The organism is Halapricum sp. CBA1109, from assembly GCF_009741825.1.
In the GTDB taxonomy this organism is placed as follows: Archaea; Halobacteriota; Halobacteria; order Halobacteriales; family Haloarculaceae; genus Halapricum.
The window spans coordinates 1-17,406 of sequence record NZ_WPCA01000019.1 but is presented as its reverse complement, the minus strand read 5'-3'; the positions used below and the strand labels follow the sequence as shown (position 1 = coordinate 17,406).

Genomic DNA, 17,406 nt, shown 5'->3' with positions numbered 1-17,406 from the left:
ACTGCCTTTTTATATCGGGGGTCGATACTAGAGGTATGGATATCCGACGAGCAGAACCAGCGGACCGCCCGGCGATCCGTGACATCGCGCGCCGTTCGTTACAGACCTCCTACTCGCTGAGTCCCCAAGCCATCACCAGCGCCATCGAGGAGTGGTACGACGAGACCGCCTCGCCGACTCGCTTGACAACGACGACCGCATCCTGTTGGTCGCCGAGCAGGACGATCAGGTCGTCGGGTTCTCCGAGAGTACGCTCTCGGAGAGCGATATCGTCGGCGAGGGTCCTCACGAGAACCAGCGAGCGACCATCCTCTGGATCCACGTCGACCCCGCCTACCGCGGCGAGGGGACCGGGACCGCGCTGTTCGAGTCGACCCGCGACCGCCTCCACGGCCGCGGGGCCGGCCTGATCGAGGGGCGCGTCCTCTCGGACAACGCCGAGGGGACGGGCTTTTACGAGAGCCACGGGTTCGAAGCCGTCGGCCGCAGCGAGGTCGAAATCGACGGGCGCACCCACATCGAGAACCGCTACGTCGAGGAGCCCTCCGGGATGCAACCGATCAAAACCGAGGGCGGGAAGACGGTGTACATCGACCGCGACGACGCCGAACGAGGCTCGCTCGCGGCCTTCCACGTCGTCTACGGCACGCCCGACGGCGAGGACCGCTACGGCTACTACTGTGCTAGCTGTGAGAAACTCGCCAACGCGATGGACGCGATGGGCCGCATCGAGTGTGATTCCTGTGGCAACAGCCGCAAACCCGCCCGCTGGGACGCCGCCTACATGTAAGCCGGCGGCGCGGCGCCGTCACTTCAGTTCGTCGAGGTCGGCGTCGACGTACTGCTCTATCTCGTCGATGTCGTCGGTCGATTCGGCCAGTCCAGTCGTGACCAGCAACCGGAGCCCCTGCCGCGGAGCCATGTCTATCTCCGTGACTTGGTCCTCGGGCACCATCGCCAGTTGCCCGTTGGTTGGGTTCGGGCTGAACGGGAAGTAGACGTTGTACGCAGGGCCGGTCGCCGCCTGCACCGGGTCCGGGCTCTCGTCGGTGACGAACCCGAGGGAGTAGACGCCCTCGCGGGGGTACTCGACCAGTACCGTCGTCTCGAAACGGCTCTCGCTGCTCGTCAGCGAGTCAGACACCTGCCGGACGCTCATATAGATGACCCGGACGAACGGTATCAACCCGATGAGCCGGTCTAACTCGCCGAACAACCGCCGTCCGAGCCCCCACTGGGTCACCGCGCCGACGAGGACGATGATGCCCAACAGGACGCCAAGCGCCAGCAACTGTGCGACCAGTTCGTTGTTGCCGGTCAGGGCCGTCAATTGCGTCGCGGCGACAATGGGGTCGACGAACCCCAGTAGCCACCCGAAGACGATGCGGAGCGCGACCACCGTGATGAACAACGGCGCGACGAGGACGAGACCGGCGACGAAACTGTTTCGGAGCCAGTGTTTCACGCCCCTACGTGACCGCCGAGCGGAAAAATAGCTGCCGGCCGTCCGACGACTGCCGACGTACACCATTAATTACCGTCAGTCGGCTGTGAGTACCAATCTACTTATGTTCGTCCGGGACGTACTGTAGGTATGCACTCTGCTCCCCCCCACTGACGACGGACCTCCTCGCCGGAAGGCGGTCCTGTTCTGTCCCGACTGCGGCCATCAGGGTCACCCTGAGAGGAACTTCCGGACGGCGTCGACGGGGACCGTCGTCTGCCCAAACTGTTCGGCGACGGTCGCCCGGCGGTCGACCGACCGCGACGCGTCCCCGTCGGTCCTGTCGCCGTTCACGACGTCGACCGAACTCGTCGCCGGGTTCTGGCGGCGCTACACCGAACAGGTCGGCACGTGGATAAAGTAGGCTGGTTTGGTCACCGGCCGACGGCCGGACGCCGCTACTCGCCGCCGTCAGCGAGCAGTTCGGACTCTTCGGTCTCCGCTTCGATCGTTTCCTCCTCGGCGTCGAGTTCTTCCCAGTCGATGGCTTCTTCAGCGTGTTCGTGGAAGCACATTGGTACCACCTATCACATCTTGACGACTGCAGCGGCAAAACCGTTTCGCGGGACGCGCCCAGATACCGCGGCGCATTAGTCACGCCGCGCCCCACATCGGAGTATGATCGACTCGCTGTCCCCTGCCGGTGTCGTCGCCGTCGGGGCCGTCGTCGGGCTGCTCGGTACGCTCGTGATGGACGTTCCGATGCGACTCCTGCTGTCGGAAGGGATGACGCCGCCGTCCGTCGCCGCGGGGGCCGTGACCGGTACCGATACCGCGGACGCTCCGTGGGGCGTTGCGATGGGGATTCACTACGGGTCCGGCGTCGGCGCCGGTATCATCTTCGCCACGCTCGTCGCGGCCGCCGGCACCGTCCTCTCAGTCGGCCCCACCGTCGGCGGTATCGCCCTCTCGGCCATCGCCGTCGCGGCCGTCGTCCAGTTGCCCGTGATGATCGCTTTCTTCTCGTACTTCGTCCTGCCGACGTACGCCACCGTCGCCCGCCAGCGTCTCGGTCCGATACGGCGGTCGTGGGCCCTCTCGGCGCTCGTCTACGTCGCGGCCGCGTCCATCCTCCTCCCGATAGTGCCGGCGCACTCGGCTGATCGACCTCGAATCGGGCTCCTCGGCTACGTCCCGTCGTCTCCGTCGCCGTTCTCGCGGATTCTGACCGACACCACGCGGACGCCGTCGACCTGGGTCACCTCGACGACGTAGCCGTCCGCGTCGACGGTGTCGCCCACTTCCGGAGCGCGGTCGAGACGTTCGAGCACCAGACCGCCGATGGTCTCGAACTCGCCGCTCTCGAAGGTGGTCCCCAGTTCCTCGTTGACGGCCCCGACCGGGACGCCGCCGTCGATATCGTGTTGGCCGTCCTCGCGCCGCCGGATGGACGGTTCGCTCCCATCGGCGTCGAACTCGTCTCTGAGGTCGCCGACGACCGTCTCGACGGCGTCTTCGACCGTTGCGATGCCCTCGAAGGCCCCCCACTCGTCGATGACGACCGCCATCTGCTGGTGGTCGTCGCGGAACTGGAGCAGGAGGTCGTTGACCGTCGTCGTCTCGGGGACCACGACGACCTCGCGGGCCAGCGACCCGGCCGTCACGTCGTCGTCCGACTCGCCCGCCCGGAGGATGTCCTTGACGTCGACGAACCCGACGACTTGGTCGGCGTCCTCGGCGTCGACGACCGGGAACCGGGTGTAGTCGGCACCGAGCGCCGTCGCCCGGAGGTCCGACAGCGACGCGTCCGAGGGGACGGTGGTGACGTCCGGCCGCGGGACCATAACCTCCCTGACGAGGACGTCGTCGAGGTCGAAGACGCGTTCGATCATCTCGACCTCGCTGTCGTCGACGTGGCCCGCTTCCCCCGACCGGGCGAGCACGCGCCGGAGTTCCCGTTCTTCGAGCGTCTCGTCAGTCTCGGAGGCCGGCGGGACACCGATCATCCGCGTGAAGCCGTTCGCGGTCCCGTTGAAGATGACCAGCCCCGGATAGAAGAGGTAGTAGAAGAGCTTCATCGGCGGCGCGACGAACAGCGAGAGCCGTTCGGCTTGGGCGATGGCCATCGTCTTCGGGACCAGTTCCCCGAAGACGACGTGGAGGAAGGTGATGATGCTGAAGCCGATGACGATGGCGACGAGGTGGACGAGACCGCTGGGCAGCACCTCGCCGAGTATCGGTTCGATCAGCGCCGCGATGGCGGGTTCGCCGACCCACCCGAGCGCCAGCGACGCGACGGTGATGCCCAGTTGGGTCGTCGCCAGATAGTTGTCGAGGTGGTCCATCACGTCTTGCAGCGTCTCCGACCCCGCCCGCCCCTCCTCGGCCAGTTGCTCGACCGACGTCGATCGGATGCGGACGAACGCGAACTCCGAGGCGACGAAGAAGCCGTTCAGTACCACGAGCACGAGCGCTGCGACCAGTCGCCCCGCCGAGAGGGCGATGTCTACCACCGCGACCACCGCCGACTGGCGTCTGCGTGCGTCATAGGGTATCTGCCAGTGGCGGCCACAAAACCGTTTCTCTGTCGCCGCTCACCCCGACGCCAACGCCTTTGTGTCCCCAGCCGGAAGCGATCGCTATGGCCCGGCGGGCGGATGTCGACCGGTTGTACGACCTGCTGGACGCCCTCGAACGCCGCGTCGGCGGCGCGCGGAAACTCAAAGACTGCACCGGCTATATGGACTGGCCCGACCGCGGGGTCTACTTCTTCCTCGAACCCGGCGAGACGCGGGCCACGACCGACCAGCGCCGCGTCACGCGCGTCGGCACCCACGCTGTCTCACAGGGGAGTTCGACGACGCTGTGGGACCGCCTCAAACAGCACTACGGTACCGGGAGCGCCAGCGCCGACCACCCCCACGGCGGCAACCACCGCGGGTCGGTCTACCGCAAGCGCGTCGGCGAGGCCATCATCGAAAAATACGCCCTGCACGAGGACTACCCCGAGTGGGACGCTCGGTGGTCTGGTATCGAGCGCGACCGTTCGGCAGTCCGCGAGGCGGAGTACGTCCTCGAACGCCGCGTGAGCGCCTACATCCGCGAACAGCCGTTCCTCTGGGTCACACTGGACGACGAGCCAAGCGCCGACAGCGACCGGGCGGTGCTGGAGCGGTCCGTCATCGCCTTGCTCAGTAACGCCGGTCGGGAATCGGTCGACCCCCGGGACGACGACTGGCTCGGCCGATACAGCCGGAGCCGTGCGATACGGGAGTCCGGGCTCTGGAACGTCGCCCACGTCGAGGACGACTACGACCCGGCCGCGCTGGACCTGCTCGAATCGGCACTCGAAGACACGACGCCGCCGTAGCCGACCCGTTACCGACGTCCTACCGGCTTTGGGACTCCATAACTAACTGTCCGACCCTGCCAACGCCCGTATGGACATTACTCCAATCGCGGCGTCGGACAGCCACTGGGTATCGTCCGTGCTCGGTGATCCGATTCCGCTGCAGTTCTCGGGAGACTTTCTCGGGTTGGCGATCATCTTCTTCGTCGTCGCCGTCATCGCGGCCATCGTCGGCGCGCGCGGCGTCGCCGGTATCTCGATGACCGTCGCGAAGTGGGCCGTGATCATCTTCCTCGCGCTCGCCGTGATCTCTATTCTCGTCTGAGTCCTCTCGATGCGTTCTTTCGGTGTTTCCGGGGCGTAGGACACACCGAGTCATAGGACGGTCCGCCGTCGATTCGATGGAGGCTGACACCCACCCTTGTTCGCCCCGTGTTCCGACGCCGCCAGTCCCACAGCGTACCGCCGCCTATCCGACGCTCAGATGGGGGAGTTCAGCGTCCCGAAGTACACCTGCCACGCGAGGGCGGACTTCGCGACCAGGCTCAGGACGATGTACGTCTTCTCGCCGAAGAGGTAGTCCTTCCACCGGGACACTTCCAGATACTGCAACGCCATATTCAGCGCGAAGAGGTTGAAGAAGACGAAGATAGAGACGTAGATGTAGATGACGAACTCGGGGAACTCCCCGCCGCTTGCCGTCACGGTGCCGACGAACGTGATCGCGATGACGACCCACGGCACGATTCCGGCGAGGCAACCGACCCAGTACGGCGTCCAGTCGGTGTCCGCCGTCGACTCGTTGCGCTGTTCCATCAGGAGGCCGGCGAGGTTCATCACCGCGACGAGTCCGAACAGGCTCACCAGCGTCCCGAGGTCCCAGATACCGGCGAGCATCGCTATCACGACGATCATCAGTGAGGCACTCACCGAGTACTCGTACCAGCGGTAGGGGTTCATCCCCCTGTCGAGGTACCGAACGTACTCCTCGTAGCGAACGGTCGCGATGACGGCGTGTGCAAACGCCGAGAGGAACAGGAACCCCGCGACGAGCAACGGCAGGTTGGCGTCGACGAACGACACCGTCTCGGGGAATATCGTCTCACTCGCGGGGTCGAACCCGTACCGAGTGCGCGTGACCGGCCACAACACCCCCTCCGCGAGGAGGACCATCGCGACTCCCTGCACGAAGTGGAGGACGGCCATCACGCTGTTCCACAGTCGGAGCCGAGTGTCCCCGGCCGACGTGCGCTGTTCGGCGTCGGTCGCCTGCGTGGTCGTCGCCATACTGATCGAGTACTCTCGGCTCCGTGATAGGTCTGTGGGTGGCCATCGTGTGACACTGTCTTCACAGTGGAGAGAGAATGCGGGCCTCGGCACTCACGGAACCTCCGGTTAGTACTAACTATAAAAAATTTGAGTATTATGACTATGATGCACAGAGCAACGGAGGTGTTGTTAGATGACTGGCTGGAAAGAGAATATGGGTATGTCGCAAGACACAGGACTGGTGAAAATCTACGTACCGATGAGTCACAAGGAGACGTGGCAGCAAGAAGCGGACGAGAAAAATTATAAGAGTACTAGTAAGTACCTGCACGAACTGATTCAGGAAGCCCGGGCGATCAGGGACGAAGGGTTCCTCGCGCCCCAGAGCAGCGATCAAGAAGTCCAGCGTCTCAAAAAGAAAATCGAGGAGTTGGAAGACCGGCTGGCACAAGCGAAACAGCAGAGCAGGGATTCGGTGACGATTGACGACGCAGCGTTCCTGAAGCAGTTCCTAACCGACGAGTACCAGACGTTCGACGAAGTCCTGCGCAAGGTCGTCGAGAGCGACACCGTGGACGAATTATTGCGGGAGCCGGTCGAGGATGAGCTGTATTTCTTGGCTGCCCGTGAGGAGGTCGAGTTTGGGCACGGTCACGGCTGGCGGCTCGCCAACGGAGGTGAGAATTGATGGCGGACGACTGGTACGAGACGGTCTACGAGAACAAACACGACGGCATCAACGACTTCATCAAGCAGAAACAGACTACAGGACGGAGCCCGCGAACCCTGAACTCCTACAGCCGCGTGTTGAAACGGTACTACCACGAACACTTCCCTGACCTGACGCCGGAGGAGACGGAGGTATGGCACATCGAGGAGTATCTGCGTATCCTGGACGACCGCGATGTGAGTCAGAACACGAAGCGTCGCTATCTCGAATCGCTGTCGGCGTTTTTTAGCTACGCGATGAAGCGGCCACGGTTCGAGGAGATTACAGGGAATCCCGCTGGCGTCGTGTTGGAGGAGATTCCGAAGCAGATTCGGCAGCGTCCTGACTGTGCGACGTGGGAGAACGCGAAGAAGATCGTGAAGGCGATTCCGAATCCACGGAACAAGGCCGTCGCTGTTCTGTTAGCGAAGACTGGGTGTCGGTTAGAGGAGGCGCTGGAGATCAAGATGGACGACCTGATGCTCGACGACGGATTCGTCCGACTGCGAGAGCGGAAAGGTGGGAAGCAGACAGTGGTGCCGATTGACCGGGAAACGATCCGGACGATCAAGCGGTTCAAGCTGATTCGACGGGACACGGACTTGGACTATCTGTTCGTGAGTATCCGTGACGATCGGTTGACGAAGACCGTGATTCAGCGTGCGGTGCGGCAGGCCGCGGTGGACGAGGGTGTTATGGAGGACGGCGAGGACCGGTTCCATAAGAAGTTCACACCGCATACCTTCCGGACGGTGTTTACCACGTTGATGCGGAATCAGGGGATGAAGCAGCACGTCCTCCAGTACATTCGTGGGGATGCGGAGAGCGAGACGATGGATATCTACACGCGGGTCGACAGAGACGAAGCACGGGAGGAGTATCTGGACTGTATCAAACCGCTCGGGATCTGAGAGCTATCGATCTGTGAACTGGATGTTAATTCAGCAGGGGTGGTGAACAATAGATTATCCAGCCACTCTCTCCCGCACTTGGTCGTATGCTTGGTCTTGTCTGACTTGGTTGACGGTGTCCTGGTCTGTTGGGAGTATTTCCGGGTCTTCAAGTGTTCCTGTTATCGCAATTGATGAATTCCAGCCATGTTCTTGGAATACTTGGTAGATTCCTCTACTGACATTTTGTAATCTGTTTCTTTTTTCTGAGGTTGGATTCAGTACATAATCTTCTATTGACTCTCCAAACTCGTCTGATACTAATTTGCCGTCTGTGGGTAATGATTTGTTCTTTCTGTCTGGATTGTTGTCGTATCCTGTTATTCCCATGTCATCTATGGTGTGCATCATGGTCTGTACTAGGTAGTCTCCAACAGCATTTATTCCTCCGTCATCGTTTTCTCCCATTCCCAGCACACCCTCTGATTCAAGCTGTCTTGCCTTGGTGTAATCGAATGCTGTTACATAGTGTTCTGGGAACATAGATCCCGTGTCTCCTGGTTCTGAGTCTCTTGAGACCGCTACTGTGTCTTGTTCGAGGTTTGATCTGTAGACTGAGGATTCTGGATCTCTGATAACTCTTCTGAAAATATTTACGTCCAGAGGATCTGTCTGTTCTGTGTATTTTACCTCTGTTTCTCCATCTTTTTGATATTGCAAGACAGCTGGCATATGTAGGAATCCTGAGTTGATGTATGTCTGGTTGAATTCGTTTGTTCTTTCAGCTCCGCCTTTCCCTCCATAGCCGGGGTTGACTGCTTCTGTTGCTGGCAGTGTGGATAGCTTGAAGTCATTGAATCCTGGTTGTATCTGTTGTACGGCGTCTTCTGCTATGTTTGCTACTACAATATTTGCGAGTCCTGATGAGGTTACTCCTGCATCTCTTGACGCTTTTACAAGTGCTCTTGTGAATGTTATTTCGTTGTCTTCTTGTGTGAAGTCTATGTCGTATGCTTCTACCGGTCCTTCAAATTCTTGGGCTGGGTTGTTGTAGATTTCTTCTGCTCTTGCTATCATTTCATCTACGGTCATGTTCAGTCCTTCGCCCTGTGGTGCTCTTTGGTTGGACGCGGCGTCTTCTGCGAAGGCTCGGTCGTTTCTCTGCATTTCTTGGTATTCTGCTTCTGTGGCTGTGTTGGTGATGACGTGGTCGTAGTTCTCCGGTGTTTCGTCATCTGCGAGGTGTCCTAGTGCCCCGGTTTCGTCCTCGAAGAAGTAGCGTACTGCTGTCTCCGGGTCCTCCTCGGTCTGTTGGTCGTCTTCTGTCTGATCCGGTTCATCTGTTTCAGTTCCGGGCGGTGTTCCGTCCTGAGTTGAGGTAGTTTCGTTTTCCGTTGGTGTTTCGTCCGGCGAATCACTGGTGTTGCATCCCGCCAAAGAAACGGAGAGTCCTGTGATAACTCCGTTGCGGAGGAAGGTGCGTCGTCGCATTTGATTACGCTGGTTTTGCTGCCCAACTCTGATAGAAGTAATGGAGGACGTGTTGAGTACGCGGTGTTGATTCGGCCAGTATCGTGTTACTGTCCGTAAGTTTTTGGTGTCTACCGTCAGGATACGTCGGTAAGTGTGACACGTCAGTCACTGATTTCTCGGCGGCGGATGCTGACCGCTGTCGGTGTTGGAGCAACAATAGCACTGGCAGGGTGCTCAGGAAACAGCCAGGAAGGCTCTGGTAACGGAGAAAACAAACCAGAAAACACGCAAACAGAAACCGAGTCACCTACGGAAAATACGGGAGGTGACACCACGGAAAGCCAAGATACAGAAACCCCAACAGAGACAGGATCTCAATTCTCGACAGAGGGGAATGATTCTGAGTTGATTACTCGTTCGCCTGAGGAACTTGTTCTAACAGAATCAGATCTCCCCCGTGAAGATTACTCTGTGACTTCGTCCGATGGCACGACTAGTCCACAAATTGTGGAATTTTACAAAGTGTTTGAATCTGAAGAGGGAAGACTTGAGAATAGAACAAGAAAGTATGATGAAGGTGACAGAGTGTCGTTGGCAGAGGAATTTTATGATCATCTCCCGCGTAATATTGGTGGAAGCATCGTAGACCAAACGGAATTGGATATCGCGGTTGAGAGCAAGTTTTTATTGTTCGATCTTGATAACGACCTGGGCTACCTCAGCTATATCAAATTTCGAGATGCGAATGCTGTCAGTATCTTATCATGGATAACTGAAAATGAACCGGTTGGCTTACAAGAGATAGGTAGTCTTGCTGTCACTCTACATCAAAGCTGGCGATGAAATCAACAGAGACCAATTATGAGCTCGAATCATAATAAATCACGACGACAGATCTTGACGGCTGTTGGAGTAGGCGTGATTACAGCGTTAGCTGGGTGTTCAGGGAACGGTTCTGATGGAGGAGGTGAGCCGTCACCTGAAGATGGAGACCAGCCTGATTCAGAGACACAGACAGAACAGTCTACAGATACCGAATCGACACCCGATCAGGAACATACAGAGACCTCAACAGAAGCATCTAGTGGGGATACTGTTTATGACGGTGAAGAAGATTTTGAAGAGTGGTTATCTTCTCATGAGATGGATGCGGTACCTGAATCTCACTGGATGGAATTTGAAGACCCTGAGAATCATTTTGAACTTCCATTGACAGAATATGTTGATGGTAATTCACCCCTTACTTACAATATACAAGAAAAAAAGAGAGGCGAGGGCCTTGGACAGTATGATTCTCTTTACATAGCGGTAACTAAAGATAGTGCAGACGAACTTCAGTTTGCTCCCCTATACTTTACCGAAGACGAGTGGGATACTAGTATGTCTGCTCGGGAAAATATGCAGGAGGTTGGTCGATTTATCGTTGGAGGATATACACCAATTAGTGAAGGTGATTTGGAGACTTTCTTCGAAGAAGATGTCTTGAGTTATGATGATATCTCTGAGGATTTCCCGCAGGAGTATCTCGACCTCGTTAACCAGTAATCAAGGCCAATTCACACGGATCTTCCATCTCGAAGTGTCCCTGATTTCGGTCGGATGTTAGAAGAATAGGCGCTATATCTCATTTAATCTGATTTCTGGAAGTTGTGGGACGAATAACGGTCCCACAGTCGAAGGCCTCGGCACTCATAGGGCTCGTCATCGCCGGGTGTCGAAGCCGGCTCCGCCGTGGGTGCTCGTCATCGGCCGGGCGCATCTACACCGTCGGGGAAGATGAGCTTCGTGACTCGGGACGCACGTTTTTTGCCCCGACGGCCGAACCTCCGCTATGACGACGGTCACGGGCGCGTGGTCGCGCGCCGAGATGACGGCCTTCCTCGAGGCCGAGACGGTGCCGATACGGGTGGCCTGCCGGACGCCGGCCGGCGGCCTGTGGATGCTGTCGCTGTGGTATCGCTATCGGGACGGCCGCTTCGAGATGGCGACCAGCGCCAGCGCCGACGTGGTCCGGTACCTGCGGGCCGACGACGGCGTCGCCTTCGAAGTATCGGTGAACGACCCGCCGTACTGTGGCGTCCGCGGGGCCGGGACCGCGACGATAACGCCCGACGAGGACAAGGCGCTCCTGACGGACCTGTTCGAGCGTTACCTCGGCGGCACCGACAACGAACTGGCGACGAAACTGCTCCGGGAGGACCGCGAGGAGGTCCGCATCGCCCTCGACCCCACGAAGTTGTACACGTGGGACTACGGCGACCGGATGGCCGACGTGGCGGGCGGTCAGTCGTAGGCCATCGGCGCGTAGTCCAGTACGTCGACGCCGCCCAGCGACACCGCCTCGGGGTGGTGGTCGCCCCGCGGGTCGTGGTAGCCGGTCGGTTCCAGCGTCGCCGCGACGACGGCCTGTTCGTCACTCCCCGCGCCCATCGACGCACCGATGGTCTCGACGCCGTGGGCGGCACAGTAGAGGCCGTACAACTCCCACGTGTGGCCCTCGTAGCAGGACAGCGCCGCCGTCACTTCGTCGCCGTTACCGAGCGAACGGTCACACTGGTCACAGGGGACGCTCCCGTTCCCGAGGTCGAAGTCGACGGCGTAGCCGCCGGCGACCATCCCGCTGACCGCTCGGGCGACGCGTGCTCGCGGGTCGTCCATCGCCGGCAGTTGTGCCTCCGAGCGCAAAGACCTACGGCCTACTCGCCAGCGCGTTCGCGGCCGGCGGCCACCAACAGCGGGAGGGTGATGGTCGCGTCGGCGTACACCGAGGCGTTGCGGGCGCCTTCTCCAGTTTGCCCCACGACCGCGCCTCGTCCAGCGTCGCCCCCGAGAGGCCGCCGGTCGTCGGCGGGTCCATCGTCAACTGGACGGCGTAGTTGTAGGCGTCGGGCGAGACGAGCATCGTCTGGAGGACGTAGTTTTTCGGGACGCCGCCGCCGATGAGCAGCGCACCCGCCTCCTCTGCCTCGTAGGCCAGATCAGTGAGCTGTGTCATATCCGCCAGCGCGTCCAGCGAGAAATCGGAGGTCTGGCTGTACACCCACGCCTGGATACCGAGGACGGCGTCCTGCACCGCGGGGCAGTAGATGGGCACGTCGTTCTCGTAGGCCGCCGCCGCGATGCCGGCGTCCTCGGGCACGTCTTCGGCCTCGTTGACCTCGCTGTTGGCCCGCCCGAGTTCCTCGGTGAGGCGCTGGATGGAGACGACGCCCTCCTCCTCTAACACCGGGAAGACCTCCTCGCGGAGGTGCGATTCGAACAGCGCGAAGTGCTCTTGGGGGAGGTAGACGTTGTAGATGCGGTCGACCTCCTCGTCTCGCAGGGTCTCGTCGTGTTCGCGTTCGGTCTTGCCCTCGGCGGTCACCTCGCCGTGGTGGTGTTTCCCGCCGATGGCCTCAATGGTGTCGTGGGTGAGGTTCGCGCCCGTCGTGACGAGGGCGTCGATGTGGCCGTCCCGAATCAGGTCCGTGATGATCTGTCGCATCCCGGTCGGCACCATCGCGCCCGCGAGGCCGACGAAGACGCTCACGTCCTCATCGAGCATCTGGGCGTAGATGTCGACGGCCTCGTGCATCGTCGCCGCGCCGACGCCGGCCTCGCCGTACTCCTCGGCCAGTTCGCCGACGGTCATCCCCGCGCGGGCCTCGGCGTGCCCGATGGGGTCGTGGTGGAACGTCTCGCGGTGGTCCTCGGCGTGGTCCTCGCCGTGTACGTCGTGGTCGTCGGTCATAGCTCACGATGGGTCGGGAGACGGTTTGAACCCGGCGGTCGGCGGCGCTCCTGCCGGGACCGTCAGTCCGTGGCCGTTTCGACAGCGTCACCGATCAGTCGAGCCACTGGTCGAGGTTCTCGGTCTTTCCGAACATATTCTCCGGGTCGCTGTAGGCGTCGACGATGGCGAGGACCGCGTCGGCGATGTCGTGTGCGGCGTGTCGCTGTTCGTTCAGATAGAAGACGCCCTCGTGTCGGGACTCGTCGAACTTGGCGAAGTTCTTGACATCCGCGGTGACGACGATCAACTCCTCGTCTCGAACGTACGGGAGGATGTCCGCCTCGTCGTCGGCGTCAGGGTAGAGCGCGTAATCGGAAAATTCGGCCCTGTACCCTTCCGATTCGAGCAGCTCTGCTACCCGTGGCTCGATGTTCGCGTCGACGAAAAACGCCCATCGCATCGCTACGTCCCGGGCGACACGTCCTCGGGGCGGTCGATATCGACCTCGACGTCCGCCATCACTGCTTCCCGCTCCCGCCGGACCGCTTCGAACTCCTCGGGGTGTTCGTGGAAGTAGAGAAGCGCCGCGTACACGTCGGCGACATCGAGGTCGTGGCGCTCCGCGACAGTCGCCGCGTCGAGGTCACGGCCCTCGACGCGTTCGGCGATAGTCAACACCGGGATCCGCCGCCCAGCGATATGGGGCTCGTCGAGGAGGTCCTCGGAGATGCGCGTGGTCTGCTGTGCCATCTGTCTCGAAGTAGGGCACTCTCCTATTTCAACTTCCGGACGACCGGACTCACCATATCACTCAGTTCGTCGTCGTGATCTCGATGACGTCCCGGTGGTCAAGTTCCCGGTCGGCCCCGACCTGCCGGCCCGAGCGGATGTCGTGGGCGTGGAGAAAGCCGTCGCCAATGTCGCTGTGCAGGAAGTACGCGAAGTCCTCGGCCGTCGAGCCGTCGGGCAGGACGAAACAGTCCTGCAGGAACGTGCCGTCGTCCTGTGGCTGTTCGGCGCCCGGGAACACCGCGATGGCGTCCAGCACGTCGAACAGCGCCGTCTCGATGGCCTCCTGAACCCCGGTGCCGCCGTAGGCGTTGACGAACTCCCGGATGTCCTCTAAGCCGTCGACTTTCTCCTCCGGGAGGTCCGCGACGATGTCGAAGTCCTCCTCGCCCGGGACGTACTCCAGCGCGTCCTGTCGGTCGCCGTTTTTCAGCGCCTTCTCGGCGTGGGCGGAGACGGGCACGAACGTGAGGTGGTCGTAGTCGGGGTCGTCGGTTATCTCGGCCCAGTTGTCCTGTGCGGCCGCGGTGTCCATCTTGTTCGCGGCGACGACCATCGGCTTGGTCTCCATCCGAATCTCGCGGGCCAGCGCTTCCTTGTCGGCCTCGTCCCACGCCTCGGGATCCAGTTCGAGGTCCAGTCGGAGGACGATGCGTTTGACCTCCTCCTCGACGATGCCGAACGCGTCCATCTGGTCTGCGAGGTCGGCCTCGATGTCCCGTTCCTCGCCCTGATAGCCCGACTCGTAGCGCTCGATGCCCTTCTGTAAGATGTCGAGATACCACATGTCGAGTTCGTTCTCGAGGAAGTCGATGTCCTCGCGGGGGTCGTGGTCCTCAGTCGGTTCGCCCTCGAGGTCCGTCTCCCCGGAGAAGTCGACGACGTGGACCAGCACGTCCGTCTCGTTGAGATCGGAGAGGAACTTGTTGCCGAGCCCTCGTCCCTCGTGGGCACCCGGGACGAGCCCTGCCACGTCGACCAGTTTCACGGGGACGAAACGCGTCCCGTCGCGGCAGACGCCGTGGTTGGGCGTACAGGTGTGGTCGAACTCGGGGGCGGCACAGTCGACGCGGACGTAGGCCTCTCCGACGGAGGGGTCGATGGTCGTGAAGGGGTATGCTCCCTCGGGAACGTCGTTCATCGTCGCGGCGTTGAACAGTGTCGACTTGCCCACGGAGGGCTTGCCGACGAGACCGATCCGGTAACTCATTGACCACGATTGGGCGGAGCCGAGAATAAGGGTTGCTGAGTGGCGTCGCTGTGGGTGTCTCTCCCACTGGTGCTATAGGTTGACGACCTCGGCCCCAGACAGCGTCTGCGGGACGATCATCTGTTCGGTCGTCGTTCCGCCGGCCCCGGTCGTCAGGTTCAGCGCCACTATCACGCCCTCGTTCAGTGCATCGCCGAACGCGAACCCGTCTCGTTCCCACTCGCTCGGGTCCGTCGTCACGTCTCCGAGGTCGAAATCGAGTGCGAATCGGTCCGCGGCGTCGTTCACGACCGGCGCGGAGCCGTTTTCGTCCTGTATCGGTTCGGTCTTGAACCGGCCGTCGGCCGTGGTCGTGTCAGCCTCGACCGAGTCGTGCACGAGGCTGAACGTCCCTCCGGGTCCGACCCACGAGGCCGTCACGTCCCGCAGGTCTATCTCCCCGGACCCCGGCGCTCGTCCCACCACCACTCGGACGTGCGTTATCTCCTCGCCGTCGCGGACGAACCCCGTCATCGAGGTTACCTGCAGCCGGTCGGCCACCTGATCCGCCGTCCGCTGCTCTACCGTTGTCTCCTCGGAACCGCCGTCGGTGCTCGTGCTCGCCCCGAGGTTGACCGATTCGGCACCGGCGAGCGTCTCCGGGACGACCAGTCGGACGGTGGTCGTCCCGCCGGACCCGGTCGTCAGGTCCGGTGCCACGACTTCGCCCTCTTCGAGGGGACTCCCGAAGGAGTACGCTGAACTCTCCCACTCGCTCGCCTCGGTCGTCGCGTCCCCGAGGTCGAAGACGAGCGTGAACCGGTCGGTGTCGTCGTTCAACACCGGCGCGGAGCCGTCGCTGTCGCTGACGGGATCGACCCTGAACCGCCCGTCCGGGTCGTCCTCGGCCTCGACGCCGTCGTGGACGAGCGTGTAGTCACTCCACGACACCGTCGTCTCGGTCAGGTCGATGGTCCCGGCGTCCGGTGCCCGTTTGACCGTCAGCGCGACCTGTACCACCCGGTCGTCCTGTACGGTACCGGTCCCAGCGATCACGTCCAGAACGTTCGTTTCTCGGGACTCCGTCCCGGTTGGCTCTTCATCCTCGTCCTCGTCGTTTTCGTCGTCGTTGTCATCGGCGGTGTTACCGGCACAACCGGACAGCCCGAACACGGTGGCTGTCGCCAGTCCGGCGGTGCCGTGCCGAAGTAACGTACGCCGTCGCATCCCGTAGTTCGGGGGGCGACAGCACAATCAAACTATCGCCGCTCAGCCCGTCGCCGCGTCGACGGCATTCTCGACGGCGTCTCGCACCGTCTCGGTCAACTCGTCGACGCTCTCGCTCTCGGCGTACACCCGGACGTACGGCTCGGTGCCGCTCGGCCGGACCAGCGTCCACGCTCCGTCGTCGAAGGCGAGTCTGACGCCGTGGTCCAGCGACACGTCGGCCTCGGGGAAGCGCTCGGGCAGAGCCGTCTCCAGTCGGTCCATCACGTCCGTCTTGGCGTCGTCGGGACACCGGACGCTCTCCTTGCGGTAGGGGCGTTCGGTGATCGGTTCCCGCAGGGCCGCGAGGCCCTCGGCGGCGACGAGGCGGGCCAGCACTGCCGCGCTGGCGACGCCGTCTATCCAGCCGCCGAACGCGGGGTGGATGTGCTTCCACGGTTCGGCCGCGAACGCGACGGCGGTGTCCTCGCCGCCCTCGGCCCGTACCGCGGCGATGCCCTCGTGGAGGACGCCCAGCGCGACGCGTTCGACCCGGCCGCCGACCGCGGTGACTCGCTCGTCGATGCGGCCCGAGGCGTTGGGCGTCGTGACGACGACGGGGTCGCCAGCGTCGCTCGCCCGGACGTAGTGCTCGGCGAGGATAGCGACGACAGTGTCCTCGTGGACCACCTCGCCGTCGCTGTCGACGATGACGATGCGGTCGGCGTCCCCGTCGTGGCCGATGGCCACGTCGGCCGCGGGGTCCTCGGCGACGAACGCCCGGAGGTCAGCCAGCGACTCCGCCGTCGGCTTGCTCTCGCGGGCGCTGAAGTGGCCGTCGACGTTGGCGTTGATGGCCTTCACCGTCGCGCCGAGGCGCTGGAGGACCTGTGGCGTCGACGTCGCGGCCATCCCGGTCCCGCAGTCGACGACGACCGTCAGGCCATCGAGCGACGCGCCGTGACCGCGGGCGTACTCGGCCACTGCGTCCCTGTAGGCGTCGAGCACCGGTTTGTCGCGGCCGATACCCCACTGTCGCCACTCGGCCGGACCGTCCCCGGCCGCGACGCGTTCCTCGATCCGTCGTTCGGCCTCGCCGTCGTACTCGACGCCCTCGGCGAACAGTTTGATGCCGTTGTCGCTGGGCGGGTTGTGGCTCGCGGTGAGCATCACACCGTGACAGCCCTCGCGGGCGGCGGCGAACGCCAGCGCCGGCGTCGGCACCTGTCCGAGTCGGGCCACGTCGCGCCAGCGCTCTCGGCCCCGGCCTCGACGGCGGCGGCGAGCGCCGGTCCCGTCACGCGCCCGTCGCGCCCGACGATGACCTGTGTACAGTCGCGTCCGACGGCGCGACCGACCGCGAGCGCCCGTTCCGG

General features: G+C 62.1%; 19 protein-coding genes and 3 pseudogenes. 9 read left to right on the top strand and 13 right to left on the bottom strand.

Annotation, left to right across the window (positions count from 1 at the left end; all coding sequences use genetic code 11):
- Positions 1-35: 35 nt before the first annotated feature.
- Positions 36-790 (top strand): annotated as a pseudogene (locus tag GJ629_RS03835) (GNAT family N-acetyltransferase).
- 18 nt (positions 791-808) lie between these two features.
- On the opposite strand, the gene GJ629_RS03830 reads toward GJ629_RS03835, so the two are convergent.
- The 3 genes from GJ629_RS03830 to GJ629_RS17480 form a co-directional block, all read right to left on the bottom strand.
- Positions 809-1,465 carry a DUF502 domain-containing protein gene (locus GJ629_RS03830; RefSeq protein ID WP_370515777.1) on the bottom strand — a complete coding sequence of 219 codons (657 nt, stop codon included), beginning with the start codon at positions 1,463-1,465 and terminating at the stop codon, positions 809-811.
- A gap of 210 nt (positions 1,466-1,675) precedes the next feature.
- The gene (locus GJ629_RS17485; RefSeq protein WP_255475205.1) at positions 1,676-1,798 is read right to left on the bottom strand and encodes a hypothetical protein; all 123 of its coding nucleotides are present in this window, start codon (positions 1,796-1,798) and stop codon (positions 1,676-1,678) included.
- Positions 1,799-1,902: 104 nt separating this feature from the next.
- The gene (locus tag GJ629_RS17480) at positions 1,903-2,028 is read right to left on the bottom strand and encodes a hypothetical protein (protein ID WP_255475204.1); all 126 of its coding nucleotides are present in this window, start codon (positions 2,026-2,028) and stop codon (positions 1,903-1,905) included.
- A 94-nt stretch (positions 2,029-2,122) separates the two neighbouring features.
- Here GJ629_RS17480 and GJ629_RS03825 point away from each other — a divergent pair, with 94 nt between their 5' ends.
- A complete protein-coding gene (locus tag GJ629_RS03825; protein WP_157511831.1) occupies positions 2,123-2,719 on the top strand; it encodes a hypothetical protein in 597 nt (198 codons plus the stop codon).
- Here the strand turns inward: GJ629_RS03825 and GJ629_RS03820 are convergent.
- The gene (locus GJ629_RS03820; RefSeq protein WP_370515776.1) at positions 2,632-3,957 is read right to left on the bottom strand and encodes a hemolysin family protein; all 1,326 of its coding nucleotides are present in this window, start codon (positions 3,955-3,957) and stop codon (positions 2,632-2,634) included. The two genes, GJ629_RS03825 and GJ629_RS03820, sit on opposite strands and share 88 nt — an antisense overlap.
- 128 nt (positions 3,958-4,085) lie before the next feature.
- On the opposite strand from GJ629_RS03820, the gene GJ629_RS03815 reads away from it, so the two are divergent.
- Positions 4,086-4,814 carry a hypothetical protein gene (locus tag GJ629_RS03815; RefSeq protein ID WP_157511830.1) on the top strand — a complete coding sequence of 243 codons (729 nt, stop codon included), beginning with the start codon at positions 4,086-4,088 and terminating at the stop codon, positions 4,812-4,814.
- 70 nt (positions 4,815-4,884) lie between these two features.
- Positions 4,885-5,118 carry a DUF1328 domain-containing protein gene (locus tag GJ629_RS03810; RefSeq protein WP_157511829.1) on the top strand — a complete coding sequence of 78 codons (234 nt, stop codon included), beginning with the start codon at positions 4,885-4,887 and terminating at the stop codon, positions 5,116-5,118.
- A 155-nt stretch (positions 5,119-5,273) separates the two neighbouring features.
- Here the strand turns inward: GJ629_RS03810 and heR are convergent, their stop codons facing one another.
- A complete protein-coding gene (gene heR / locus GJ629_RS03805; protein WP_197428417.1) occupies positions 5,274-6,080 on the bottom strand; it encodes a heliorhodopsin HeR in 807 nt (268 codons plus the stop codon).
- 175 nt (positions 6,081-6,255) lie between these two features.
- On the opposite strand from heR, the gene GJ629_RS16010 reads away from it, so the two are divergent.
- Positions 6,256-6,750, top strand: a complete 495-nt coding sequence (locus tag GJ629_RS16010; RefSeq protein ID WP_197428416.1) for a hypothetical protein — start codon at positions 6,256-6,258, stop codon at positions 6,748-6,750.
- Positions 6,750-7,682: a tyrosine-type recombinase/integrase gene (locus tag GJ629_RS03795; protein WP_157511828.1), complete on the top strand. Its 933-nt coding sequence runs from the start codon at positions 6,750-6,752 to the stop codon at positions 7,680-7,682. Before GJ629_RS16010 ends, GJ629_RS03795 begins: the two co-directional genes overlap by 1 nt.
- Positions 7,683-7,736: 54 nt before the next feature.
- Here the strand turns inward: GJ629_RS03795 and GJ629_RS03790 are convergent, their stop codons facing one another.
- A complete protein-coding gene (locus tag GJ629_RS03790) occupies positions 7,737-9,152 on the bottom strand; it encodes a hypothetical protein (RefSeq protein WP_157511827.1) in 1,416 nt (471 codons plus the stop codon).
- A gap of 135 nt (positions 9,153-9,287) precedes the next feature.
- On the opposite strand from GJ629_RS03790, the gene GJ629_RS03785 reads away from it, so the two are divergent.
- The 3 genes from GJ629_RS03785 (at position 9,288) to GJ629_RS03775 (ending at position 11,427) form a co-directional block, all read left to right on the top strand.
- On the top strand, positions 9,288-9,977 hold the full coding sequence (locus GJ629_RS03785; RefSeq protein ID WP_157511826.1) for a hypothetical protein: 690 nt from the start codon (positions 9,288-9,290) through the stop codon (positions 9,975-9,977).
- 54 nt (positions 9,978-10,031) lie between these two features.
- A complete protein-coding gene (locus GJ629_RS03780) occupies positions 10,032-10,679 on the top strand; it encodes a hypothetical protein (RefSeq protein ID WP_157511825.1) in 648 nt (215 codons plus the stop codon).
- 286 nt (positions 10,680-10,965) lie between these two features.
- Positions 10,966-11,427 (top strand): pyridoxamine 5'-phosphate oxidase family protein, encoded by a 462-nt coding sequence (locus GJ629_RS03775; RefSeq protein WP_157511824.1) that lies wholly within the window; start codon positions 10,966-10,968, stop codon positions 11,425-11,427.
- Here the strand turns inward: GJ629_RS03775 and GJ629_RS03770 are convergent.
- From GJ629_RS03770 to GJ629_RS03740, 7 genes and pseudogenes are all read right to left on the bottom strand, one after another.
- Positions 11,418-11,792, bottom strand: coding sequence for a hypothetical protein (locus GJ629_RS03770; protein ID WP_157511823.1), 375 nt, complete (start codon positions 11,790-11,792; stop codon positions 11,418-11,420). The two genes, GJ629_RS03775 and GJ629_RS03770, sit on opposite strands and share 10 nt — an antisense overlap.
- 38 nt (positions 11,793-11,830) lie before the next feature.
- Positions 11,831-12,864 (bottom strand): annotated as a pseudogene (locus GJ629_RS03765) (deoxyhypusine synthase).
- Between the two features lie 94 nt (positions 12,865-12,958).
- Positions 12,959-13,306, bottom strand: coding sequence for a DUF5615 family PIN-like protein (locus tag GJ629_RS03760; RefSeq protein ID WP_157511822.1), 348 nt, complete (start codon positions 13,304-13,306; stop codon positions 12,959-12,961).
- 2 nt (positions 13,307-13,308) lie between these two features.
- Positions 13,309-13,596 carry a DUF433 domain-containing protein gene (locus GJ629_RS03755; protein ID WP_157511821.1) on the bottom strand — a complete coding sequence of 96 codons (288 nt, stop codon included), beginning with the start codon at positions 13,594-13,596 and terminating at the stop codon, positions 13,309-13,311.
- A gap of 61 nt (positions 13,597-13,657) precedes the next feature.
- A complete protein-coding gene (locus tag GJ629_RS03750) occupies positions 13,658-14,845 on the bottom strand; it encodes a redox-regulated ATPase YchF (RefSeq protein WP_157511820.1) in 1,188 nt (395 codons plus the stop codon).
- Between the two features lie 72 nt (positions 14,846-14,917).
- Positions 14,918-16,051, bottom strand: coding sequence for a hypothetical protein (locus tag GJ629_RS03745; protein ID WP_157511819.1), 1,134 nt, complete (start codon positions 16,049-16,051; stop codon positions 14,918-14,920).
- 42 nt (positions 16,052-16,093) lie between these two features.
- Positions 16,094-17,406, bottom strand: a pseudogene (locus GJ629_RS03740) (phosphomannomutase); the annotation flags it as partial.

Excerpts from the sequence above, each read along its gene's own strand:
- GJ629_RS03770 (WP_157511823.1), bottom strand. The coding sequence starts at position 11,792 with ATGGACGACCCGCGAGCACGCGTCGCCCGAGCGGTCAGCGGGATGGTC.
- GJ629_RS03755 (WP_157511821.1), bottom strand. The coding sequence starts at position 13,596 with ATGGCACAGCAGACCACGCGCATCTCCGAGGACCTCCTCGACGAGCCC.
- GJ629_RS03745 (WP_157511819.1), bottom strand. The coding sequence starts at position 16,051 with ATGCGACGGCGTACGTTACTTCGGCACGGCACCGCCGGACTGGCGACA.
- GJ629_RS03775 (WP_157511824.1), top strand. The coding sequence starts at position 10,966 with ATGACGACGGTCACGGGCGCGTGGTCGCGCGCCGAGATGACGGCCTTC.
- GJ629_RS03750 (WP_157511820.1), bottom strand. The coding sequence starts at position 14,845 with ATGAGTTACCGGATCGGTCTCGTCGGCAAGCCCTCCGTGGGCAAGTCG.
- GJ629_RS03795 (WP_157511828.1), top strand. The coding sequence starts at position 6,750 with ATGGCGGACGACTGGTACGAGACGGTCTACGAGAACAAACACGACGGC.
- GJ629_RS03790 (WP_157511827.1), bottom strand. The coding sequence starts at position 9,152 with ATGCGACGACGCACCTTCCTCCGCAACGGAGTTATCACAGGACTCTCC.
- GJ629_RS03760 (WP_157511822.1), bottom strand. The coding sequence starts at position 13,306 with ATGCGATGGGCGTTTTTCGTCGACGCGAACATCGAGCCACGGGTAGCA.
- GJ629_RS03825 (WP_157511831.1), top strand. The coding sequence starts at position 2,123 with ATGATCGACTCGCTGTCCCCTGCCGGTGTCGTCGCCGTCGGGGCCGTC.
- heR (WP_197428417.1), bottom strand. The coding sequence starts at position 6,080 with ATGGCGACGACCACGCAGGCGACCGACGCCGAACAGCGCACGTCGGCC.
- GJ629_RS03810 (WP_157511829.1), top strand. The coding sequence starts at position 4,885 with ATGGACATTACTCCAATCGCGGCGTCGGACAGCCACTGGGTATCGTCC.
- GJ629_RS16010 (WP_197428416.1), top strand. The coding sequence starts at position 6,256 with ATGACTGGCTGGAAAGAGAATATGGGTATGTCGCAAGACACAGGACTG.
- GJ629_RS03815 (WP_157511830.1), top strand. The coding sequence starts at position 4,086 with ATGGCCCGGCGGGCGGATGTCGACCGGTTGTACGACCTGCTGGACGCC.